The organism is Nonomuraea cypriaca (assembly GCF_015645445.1).
Taxonomy (GTDB): domain Bacteria; phylum Actinomycetota; class Actinomycetes; order Streptosporangiales; family Streptosporangiaceae; genus Nonomuraea; species Nonomuraea cypriaca.
The window spans coordinates 18,065-28,526 of the sequence record NZ_JADOGI010000143.1 but is presented as its reverse complement, the minus strand read 5'-3'; the positions used below and the strand labels follow the sequence as shown (position 1 = coordinate 28,526).

Genomic DNA, 10,462 nt, shown 5'->3' with positions numbered 1-10,462 from the left:
GCCCCTCGCGGGAAGCGGGAAGAGGTGCCATGCACGAGAGGAAGAGCGTCGTCGCCGGGGGGTTCGGCCTTCCGGCAGGCGGCGCACGGGTGGACGCGCCACCGGTCCTGCGGCTCGCCGGGCTGCCCGTGTCGGCGCTCCTCGAGATGCGCCTGGAGCGGTCGTTCGAGCTGGCGCAGGAGATCGCGCGGCTGGGCGAGTGGCTGGACGGCGAGGCCGGCGAGCTCTCCGACGCCCTGTTCGCGGAGATCGGCGCGCTGACGGGCGACAGCCGCAAGCCGCAGGTCGTCGGTCTGCGCCGGGCGCTGCACCAGGGTCGCCGGCCGCGCGCCCGCGAGTGGAACGCCGGCGTCGAGGACGCGCTGAGCGCCGGGGTCGCGGGCAGGGTACGCGAGTGGCTGGCGCGGTCGCAGGTCCGCGAGCGGCTGGCCGCTGATCTGCCGGAGATCCTGGCCGCCGACGTACGCGCCGCCGAGGACCGGATGCGCGGGGTGGCCGCGGAGCCACGGTTCCGCCGCGCGCTCTCGCAGGCGAGCCCCAGCCTGTTCGCCGAGCTCACCAAATGGCTCCAGGACGACGCGCACCGCCCCAGGGCGCAGACGATGACCCGGCTGGCCAAGTACGTCTCCCGCGCGGCGGCCAAGACCAGTCCTTACAGCACGTTCACGATCAGCGGCGTCGGCGAGTGGGGGGACGCCGACCGCCTCGACGGCCTGTCGCGGTACGGCGGGGTGCTCGACCTGGACGGCTATCTGATCAAGAGCATCACCAGGACGCTGTCCGCGCAGCCCGCGCTCCGGGCCACCCTGACGGTACGGGCCAACCCGAGCGCGATCGTCCAGGGCGACACCGTGACCTTCGTGGGCGTGCCGCCACAGGAGTCGATCATCACCGTTCCCTGCTCGCCCGCCGTACGGGAATGCCTGCGGCTGGTCGCCGAGCACCCGGATCGCACGCTGGCGGTGCTGGCCGGCTCGCTCGCGCCCGGGGCGGAGGACCGGGCGCTCCCGTTCCTGGAGAAGCTGGTGTCTGCGGGCCTGCTGAGCCTGGAGCCGCCCCTCTCCGACCAGGCCGGGGACCCGCTGGCGGAGCTGTCGGCCTGGGTGGCGGCCGCCGGGGATCAGCAACTCATGGACGTGGTCGAGGTGCTGGACAGGCTGCGGCACGAGCTCGGGCAGGACGTGCCCGTCGAGGACGTCGAGGCGCACCGGGCCAGGCAGGATCGGCTGCGCGCGGCCATCGGCCGGGTCATCGACCGACTCGGCCTGCCCTTCCCGCCGGTCGACGAGCTGGGCAAGGTGATCTTCCACGAGAACGCGGTGTTCTACGGGCCGCCGGTGACCCGCTCGATCGACAAGTGGCGTCCCGCGCTCGACGACCTCGACACCGTGCGCAGGTGGCTCGCCGCCTTCGACCCCGCGCTCCCGCTCAGGCTCGCGCTGGGCACCTACTGCAGGGAACGGTTCGGCGCCGGCGCCGCCGTGTCGTACCTCTCGCTCTTCCGCGCGGTGCACGAGGAGGTCGCCAGGCAGGGGGAGCACTCGCCGGCGGCGAGTGAGGTGGTCCGCTACCTGCGGGCCTCACCGCTGCCTGACACCACGGCGCTGGCGGCGAGCCCGCTGCCGCGGCTGCGGGCGCTGGCGGCGATCCAGGAGGAGGCACGCCTGACCGTCCTGGGAGAGGCGGACCAGGACGGCGTGGTCAGGACGCCGACAGAGACGCTGCGGCGCATGATCGACCGGTGGCCGGCCTGGGTGTCCGCGCCCGACTCGCTCGGCTGCTACGTGCAACCCATCGAGCGCCGCGAAGGGCTCTCGCTGGCGCTCAACGTGGCCCATTCCGGCTTCGGGCGCGGGCGCAGCCGCCTGGCGCGGCTCGTCTCCAGGGCCGGCGGCACGCTGCCCCCCGACGACGCCTGGCTGCGGCCCCGGCCTGGCACGGTGTACGCGGAGCTCAGCGGCTCGTTCTCGTCCACCCTGAACGTGCGCGCGCCCATGATGGCCTACGAGATCGACTATCCCCACACCGTCACGCGACGGCCCGGTTCTGAACGGCTGCCGCTCAGCGACCTGATGGTGGCGCACGACAGCGAGTCCGACCTGGTGCGCGTGGTGTCGTCCCGGTTGGGGGAGCAGGTGGTGCCGCTGCACCTCGGGATGATGGCCGACGTCCTGCTACCCTCGGTGGCCCAGCTTCTGACCTGGGCCTTCGGCGCTACGTACTACACGCACCCGAGCTTCTCCCCGCTGGCCGTCAGCCCGCACCGGCCGTCCCCCGACGCGATCACCAAGCACGAGAGGGTGGAGACCGGCCGGATCGTCCTGCGCAGGGCCCGGTGGACGGTGCCCGCCGGGCTGGTCCCGGTACGGCAGGCGGCCGAGCCGGACGCGGACTTCCTCGTACGGCTGGTGGAGTGGCTGCGCGGCCACGGCATCCCCACCCGCGCCTACCTGCGGATGTGGGCCGACGGCCTCTGGGAGGAGGAGTCCGCCGACAACCGGATGGGCAAATGGGTGATGGACAAGTCGCGTAAGCCCATTTATCTGGATTTCTCCAACTGGCATCTGCTGGGTGTGCTCGAACGCATGATGCGGAAGCCCGGGCCGTACCTCGTCTTCGAGGAGGCGTTGCCCGCGCCCGAGGACTATCGGGAACCGGCCGTGGCCGAATACCTCGTCGAGATCTCTGATCGGAACTGACATGGAAGAAACGGACTGGCTCAGCGCCCATGTCTTTTACCAGGGCGATCAGGACCACTTGCTGGTCCACGCGGTCCTGCCCCTGGTGAGCGAGCTTCCCGTCGCCGGATGGTTCTTCCTGCGCTACTGGGACGGCGGTCCACACGTACGCCTGCGGGTGCTGCCCGCGCCCGGCGCCGACGCCGCCGGCCTGTCCGCCGCCATCGAGGCGCGCTTCACCGGCTACTTCAGCAGCCACCCCTCCACCCCCCTCATGCGCGCCGAGGAGTACGCCGAGACGGCGGAGCTGCTGGCCCGATGGGAGAGCATCCGGCCCGCCTTCGCCGAGCTCCAGCCGAACGACTCCCTCGCCTTCGTGCCCTACCGGCGCGAACACCACCGCTACGGCCACGGCGCCGCCATCGAGGCGGTGGAGAGGCACTTCACCGACTCCAGCGAGCTGGCGCTCCGGCTGCTCGGCTCTGGCGCCTCGGACGGGCAACGCTCGACCGCCGCGCTGGCCATGCTGATGCTGGCCTGGCTCACCTGCGAGCCGGACCCGGCCCGTCTGCTGAGCTGGATCAGCCACGAGAGCAGGCAGTACGGCGCCCAGCCCTGGCCGGAGCCAGACCTGGGCGACCAGCGTGACACCGCGGTCGCCATCGCGCGCAGGATGGCGGCGATGGCCGCGGCGGGAAGCCGGCTCGGCGGGTCGGGGACGCTGATCGAATGGGCCCGCTCGATCCGGGCGCTACGGGACGTCCTGCGGACCGAGTCCGCCAAGGGCAGCCTCCTGCCGCCGGGATCGGGCTGGGAGGGGCCGGGAGGCATCGTCTCCGGGGACGCCTCTGTGCTCACCATCATCGACATCTGCGCCCACCTGGCCTGTAACCGGCTCGGGGTGACGCTGCCCGGCGAGATCGCGGTCCGGCGGCTGGCCGGGGACGCGCTGGCCGCCCTCGCTGACGACAGGAGCTGAGACGTTGCGCTGGTACACCTTCCGTGTCCACTACTACGCGGACGGCAAGGAGCAGCTCGTGCTGCGGGGGATCCGGCCGCTGCTCGCGCACCTGGCGAAGCAGGTGCCGGAGACCTACTACGTCCCCCACTGGCTGCGCGGCCCGCATGTCCGCATCCGGGTGCGCTGCTCGGCGGAGACGCTGGCGGAGATCGTCCAGCCCGCCGTCCACCGGTTCATCGGGGAATTCCTGGCCGAATCGCCCTCCACGCAGGTGCTCGTCCCCGAGGAGCACCTGCGTGCTCACCGGCGGCTGGCGGAGCTGGAGGGGGAGAGCGGCCCACTGCTGCCGTGGCACCCGGACAACTCGGTGGAGCTCACCGACGACGAAGGCGGGGAACCGGCGCACCCGGTCTGGGACGCGCTCCTCGCCGACTTCTACACCGACTCCACCGGGCTGGCCTTCGCCATGACCGAGGACATCGCGGGCGGTGGTCCCCGGCTCGGGCTGGCGTTCGACCTGATGATCGCCACCGCGCACAAGCTGTCCGGGGTGGGGCTGGCCAGGGGCGCCATCTCCTTCCGCTCGCACGCCGAGGCGTTCCTGCATGGTTACCCGGAGGGCGACGGCCGCCGCGAGACCTGGGACGAGTACTACCGCCGGGGCGCGAGCACCCTGGTCGCCCAGGTCAGGGAGATCGTCGGTGCCTTGGACGGCACGGGGGCGCCGCTGCCGTACATCGGCGAGTGGACCGGCGTGCTGGCCGCGTACCGTGAACGGGCGGACGCGCTGATCGCGGCCGGTGAGCTCGACACCGACGCCGCACCCGAGCAGGAGCCGGACGTCGTGGACCTCACCCAGGTCAGCCCGTTCCACCGGGAGCTGTTCGGCACCTCGGCCTGGCAGGAGCAGACCGAGGACACGCGGTGGTTCCGTGGCTACAAGCTGCTGCTCAACTACACGTACCTGCATCTCACCCGGCTGGGCGTGTCTCCGGCCGAGCGGTTCCTGCTGTGCCACCTGGCCGCGGGCGCGGTGGAGGAGGCGCACGGGATGTCCGCGCTGGAGCTGGTCAGGACGCTGGCCGACCCGTCGCTCACGGAGGCGGCGCCGTGAGCGCGGTGCTGACCGAGGGCCTGTCGCTGGTTCCCGGCGTGTTCAGCGGCACGTCGGAGGACGGAGAGCTGCGGGTGCTGCTCGGGCTGCGCAGCCACTCACTCGGAGAGGCCGACCCGTGGAAGCACGACCTGCTGCGCTCGCTGGCGCGAGGCCGCCTCCAGACGGCTCACCCGCCGGCGGGCGAGGTGGCCGACCTGCTGGAGGGGCTGCGCTCCGGCGGCTGGCTGAGCCGCGTCGTCGCACGCGGTGAACGGCCGCTGTACACGGTACGGCCGCTGCTGCCGCCGCGCCCCGACCCCGGGGTCGCCCCGCGCGGGCTGGTGCTGTCGCGGTTCGCCGTGGTCCATCGGGAGGCGGACGAGCTCGTGATCGAGTCGCCGCTGGCCTGGGCGCAGGTCCACCTGCACGACCCGGCCCTCCTGGAGGTGCTGGGGTGGCTCGCCGATCCGGGACGGCTCGCGGTCCCTGGCACCGAACTCGGGCTGCTGTACCACGATCTCTACTGGGCCAGGCTCGCCGTGCCCGCGGAAGGCCCGGAGGAGCGGGAGCTGCGTCTGCGCCAGTGGAGCCCGCACGAGCTCTGGTTTCACCGGCGTACGCGGATCAGTGACCGCGCCGACCTGAGTAGCGGCTACGGCCGCACCCTGTGGGCCGAGGGCCGTTTCGAGCAGCCTCCCACCCGGCCGGAGCCGTACCCGGGGCCGGCGGTCCAGCTGTTCCGGCCTGATCTGGACGAACTGCGCCGCGCCGACCCGCCGCTGGCCGCCGTCATGGAGGACCGCCGCAGCGATCGGGTACACGACGACAGCCGCCCGATCACCGTGGGCCAGCTCGGGGAGCTGCTGTACCGCTCCGCCCGCGTCCGTACGGTGACGGACGCCCAGGGGCGGGCGCACCTGAGCCGGCCGTACCCCGCCGGCGGCTCGGTCTTCGAGCTGGAGATCTATCCCGTCGTACGGCTTGTCGACGGCCTGGACCCCGGCATCTACCACTACGACTCGCACGAGCACCGGCTCGTCCTGGTCCGGGGCCCGGGTCCCGAGATGGGCAAGCTGCTCGCCACGGCGCGGCGCGGCACCTTCGAACGCCGGACGCCGCAGGTCCTGCTCGTGGTGACCGCCAGGTTCGGCCGCTTGATGTGGACTTATGAGCAGATGCCGTACTCGCTGATCCTGAAGCACGTGGGCGTCCTCTACCAGACGCTGTACCTGGCGGCCTCGGCCATGGGGCTGGCGGCGTGCGGGCTCGGCGGTGGCGACGCCGACGCGATCAACCAGGCGAGCGGGCGCGACTACACGGTGGAGAGCGCCGTCGGCGAGTTCCTGGTCGGCAGCCGGCCGGAAGGCGGGCACGCGTGAAGCTGCTGCTGCGTCAGGACGCCTACTACACCGAGGCGCCCGAGGGGGTGTACCTGGTGACCCACAAGGGGCCGGCCATGCTGGGGGGCGGCTCGGTTCACGGGCTCCTGCTGCGGCTGGTCCCGTACCTGGACGGCCGGTACACCCTGGACGAGCTCACAGAAGGGCTGGCGGAGGAGCGGCGCGGGCCGGTGACGCGGCTGATCCGCGCGCTCATGGCGCGGGGCGCGATCCAGCGGGTGGACCGGCCGGAGGAGGTGCCCGGCCGCGACGAGGAGTCCTTCCTCGGCTACTTCCTGAGTTCGGGGCGCGACTCCTTCGCGCGCTACCAGGCCACCAGGACCGAGGTGGGCGGGGACGGCGCCCTGCTCGCCGAGGTCGTGGCCGCGGCCCGCCGCTCGGGGCTGAGGCATGTGGGCGTCTCCGGAGATCTGGATCCGGCAGAGGCGGATCTGGTGCTGTACGTGTCCGAACACCCCCGCGAGGAGACCACACGCCGCGTGGCGGAGCTGTGCGCGGCCACCGGTACGCCCCTCGCGCAGGCGTTCATTCTGGACGGCGAGCTCTGGTACGGCATGCTCGACTGGACGACGCTCACCCGCCGCCTGACAGCCCGCCCCCACTCCTCCCCGCGGCCTGGTGCGGGCCTCGCGGATCCGGGGACGGGCCGGGCGATCGGCGCACGGCAGTTCGTACACCAGGTGTTCCGCACGGTCACCGCCGTGAGCACGCCTCGGCCCGGCCGGGTCACGCGCTTCGATGTCGCCACCCTCGCCCGGCAGGAGCACGCCGTGCTGCGCCATCCCTTCGCCCTCGACGTGGCGCCGGCCGGTGAGGAGGCGTTCCTGGCCACGCTGGCCTCCCGGCGGGAGGCGCCGCCGCTGGACGGGGAGACGCTCTCCCAGCGGGCCGCACCCTGCGCCGACGATCGCCTCGGCGTCTTCGGTCCGCCGGACGAGGGCGACTTCATCCAACTCCCCCTGAACGTCTGCCAGATCGCGGTGTCCGACCCGGTCGGCCTGCTCGGTACGTCGCCCCAGGTCATCGGCACGGGCCTGGACTTCGCCACCGCGCGATACACGGCCGCCCTGCGCGCCTTCGCCGTCTACGGCTCCCTCATGGTGGACCCACGCCTGCTGCTCAACGCCGACGGATCCCCCTTCACCGACAACGCCGACGCAGGCCTCACGGCACTCCGCGACGCCGTCAGCCGGCACCAGGCGACCGCTGAACGGTCACTCTCCGGCGTGGAGACAGGTGCCGTCCACGCGGCGCTCCGCAACGGCGGCGGGCACCAGGTGGCGGATGGGCGGGCGCTCTCGGGCACGGAGACAGGCGGCGTCCACGTGGCGCTCCGCGAGGGCGGCGCGGAGGGTGGCGGCGTTCATGTGCGTGGGTACTCGCTCGCGGGAGGTGGTGTGCGGCTCGTGCCCGTGGGGGTTGCCTTTCCGTTGCTCAGCCGGATTCCCGTGGCTGGGCCGTACCGGGTGCCGGAGGGGGTCGCCTCCGGTTACTCCTGGGACGAGGCGGTGCTGGCGGGGGTGCTCGCGCAGGTGAGGCGGCTGACGCTGGAGGAGCTCAGCGGCCCGGTCCGGCGCCTGGACCAGAGCCAGGTGACCATGGACGCGACCGGCGAGCGGTACCGGTCGATGCTGACGGCCATGCGCGAGGAAGTGGTCGCCGGCGACCTCACCGGCTCACTCGGCGTGCCCACCGTGGTGTGCCGGGCCGGGCGGTCAGAGGGCGTCGCCAGCGGCCTCACCTACGCCGAGGCGCTGCGCGACGCGATGCGGGACACCCTTCTCGGGCTGCAGTCCCGAATGCACGCGCAACCCGCCTACGCCCCGTCCGACCTGGCTGAGATGCAGCTGACCGCCCCGCCTGACCTGGCTGAGATGCAGCCGATCGCCTCGCTTGACCTGGCTGAGATGCAGCTGACCGCCCCGCCTGACTTGGCTGAGATGCCGCTGAAGGACGCCGCCCCGGTGGAGCCGTCCTGGCGGCGCGTCGCCGAGGTGGCCGAGATCGCCGCGGCTCTGGCGGCCCGCGGCGCCGACCTGGTGGTCGTCCCCCTTGACCATGATCCGGAAGTGAGTCTCGCGATGCCGAACACCGTCCACGTGGTCCTGCTCCATGACTGAGATCCTGCTGATCGGCGACGGCACGCTGGCCGACGCCATCGCCGACGTCGTCGCCGGCGTCAAGACCTGCGCGGTGACCAGGGCGGATCACGCCGCCACCGCCGTCGCGGGCACCGTGGTCGTGGTGGCGAGCGACGCCGGCGACGTGACGCCGTACGCCAAGACCCGGGCCGTCTGCGCCGAGCGAGGCGCGATCTGGCTGCCCGTACGAACCGAGCTCGGCCAGGTGATGATCGGCCCATCGGAACGGCCGGGCGGGACGGGCTGCCACGACTGCGCCGAGTCGCGCCGATGGCGGAGCCGGGTGCATCCGCGCGAACACGACGCCGTACTCGACCAGAACCGTGACGAGCTCCGGACCCGCCGTTCCGCCTGGCTCACCGGGCTCGCGGCGGACGTCGTGGCCACGCTCGTCGCAGACGAGGCAGCCGCACTGAGCCAGCCCCCGGCTCGTCCGGACGAGAGGGCCCCGCTGAGCCGGGCCTCGGCCCGCGCGGACGAGGGGAACACGCTTAGCCAGACCCAGGCCGTCGCGGACGAGGGGGTCGCGTTGAGCCGGGCACCGGCCCGTGCCCGTACGGACGGTGGGTTTCTGCGAGTGCGGCTTGACGAGCTCGACGTTTCCCGGCACGCCTTCCTGCCCGACCCGCTCTGCCCGTCATGCGGTGACCTCCTCGACGACGCGGCGACCCCCCTCACCCTCGAGGCCCACCGCAAGGAAGACCCGGGCGCCTACCGGGTGCGCGCGCTCGCCGGCGAGGTCGACGCCCTGGCGGACACCTACGTCGACGAGGAGGCGGGACTGATCCGGCTGCTGTCCAAGAGCAGCGACGCCGGATCCGTGGTGGCCGCCGCCTGGATGGGGCTCAGGGACGGCGCCACGGAAGGCGGCTTCGGCCGTACCCGGAGCTACCGGAGCAGCCGCCTGGTGGCGATACTCGAGGCGCTGGAACGGCACGGCGGCATGCAGCCGGGCGGCAAGCGCACCACCGTGCGGGCCAGCCGGGCGGAGCTGGGGGAGCGGGCGCTCGATCCGCGCCTGCTGGGGCTGTTCCCGGACGAACGGCACGAGCTCGACGGCTTCCGCTACCAGCGCTACGACGACGACGGTCCCTACACCTGGGTGTGGGGGTACTCCTTCGCCAGGGACGCGCCCATCCTGGTCCCCGAGTCGTACGCCTACTACCGGGTGCGGTCGCCCGGCAGGTTCGTCTACGAGATCTCGAACGGCTGCGCGCTCGGCGGCTCGATGACCGAGGCCATCATGTACGGGATCCTGGAGGTAGCGGAGCGCGACGCCTTCCTCATGACGTGGTACGCCCGCATGGCGGTGCCCCGCATCCAGCTCGACCAGGCCCGCGACCCGACGATCCCGCTCATCGCCGAGGCGCTGACCGCCAGGACCGGCTACCGGATCCACGTCTTCGACACCACGCTGGAGCAGGGGATCCCGTGCGTCTGGGCGATGGCGGTGAACCCCTCGGACACGGACGGACGGCCGAAGGTGGCCTGCGCGGCCGGATCGCACCTCGACCCGGAGAAGGCGGTGGAGAACGCGCTCAGCGAGCTGGCCACCACGCTGCCCGACGTGATCGGACGCTATCCGGGTCTGCGCGACGCCGCACGCCGCATGGTGGACGACCCGTCGCTGGTCAAGGACATGGCGCACCACTCGCTGCTCTACGGCACACCGGAGGCGTTCTCCCGCTTCGCCTTCCTACTCGGCGACGGCAACGGCGACAGCGACGGCGACGGTGACGGTGACGGTGACAGCGACGGCAACGGCGACAGCGACGGCGACGGTGACGGTGACGGTGACAGCGACGGCAACGGCGACGGCGACGGCGACGGCGACAGCGACGACCGCGACCGGGCACAGGAACGCCGGGCGCCCTCCCGCGGCGCGGCGGGGCGTTTCCGCAACGCGGACCTGCGTGAAGACCTCGATGAGCTGGTACGCGCCTACCTGGACGAGGGCTTGGACGTGGTGGTCGTCGACCAGACCACCCCGGAGCACCGCGCGGGCGGCTTCTCCTGCGTCAAGGTGATCATCCCGGGCACGCTGGCGATGACGTTCGGACACGACATGCGCCGCGTGGACGGCCTCCCAAGGCTGCTGTCCGTACCCCACACACTCGGGTACGCCGCCCGCCCGCTGCGGCCCGGCGACCTCAACCCACACCCCCACCCGTTCCCGTGAGGAGCAG

6 protein-coding genes are annotated in these 10,462 nt (G+C 72.6%); all 6 read left to right on the top strand.

The genetic code is table 11. From position 1 onward, the window contains the following. Positions 1-29: 29 nt before the first annotated feature. The 6 genes from ITP53_RS36045 to ITP53_RS36020 are packed head-to-tail and all read left to right on the top strand — an operon-like array spanning position 30 to position 10,455. Positions 30-2,699, top strand: a complete 2,670-nt coding sequence (locus ITP53_RS36045) for a lantibiotic dehydratase (protein ID WP_195899942.1) — start codon at positions 30-32, stop codon at positions 2,697-2,699. A gap of 1 nt (position 2,700) precedes the next feature. Further along, a complete protein-coding gene (locus ITP53_RS36040; protein ID WP_195899941.1) occupies positions 2,701-3,657 on the top strand; it encodes a thiopeptide-type bacteriocin biosynthesis protein in 957 nt (318 codons plus the stop codon). Positions 3,658-3,661: 4 nt separating this feature from the next. Next, positions 3,662-4,753 carry a thiopeptide maturation pyridine synthase gene (locus ITP53_RS36035; protein WP_195899940.1) on the top strand — a complete coding sequence of 364 codons (1,092 nt, stop codon included), beginning with the start codon at positions 3,662-3,664 and terminating at the stop codon, positions 4,751-4,753. Beyond that, positions 4,750-6,114, top strand: a complete 1,365-nt coding sequence (locus tag ITP53_RS60590; RefSeq protein WP_195899939.1) for a SagB family peptide dehydrogenase — start codon at positions 4,750-4,752, stop codon at positions 6,112-6,114. The genes ITP53_RS36035 and ITP53_RS60590 overlap by 4 nt, the downstream gene beginning before the upstream one ends. Then, a complete protein-coding gene (locus tag ITP53_RS36025) occupies positions 6,111-8,255 on the top strand; it encodes a YcaO-like family protein (RefSeq protein WP_195899938.1) in 2,145 nt (714 codons plus the stop codon). Before ITP53_RS60590 ends, ITP53_RS36025 begins: the two co-directional genes overlap by 4 nt. Continuing rightward, the gene (locus ITP53_RS36020; RefSeq protein WP_195899937.1) at positions 8,248-10,455 is read left to right on the top strand and encodes a TOMM precursor leader peptide-binding protein; all 2,208 of its coding nucleotides are present in this window, start codon (positions 8,248-8,250) and stop codon (positions 10,453-10,455) included. The genes ITP53_RS36025 and ITP53_RS36020 overlap by 8 nt, the downstream gene beginning before the upstream one ends. Positions 10,456-10,462: the final 7 nt, after the last annotated feature.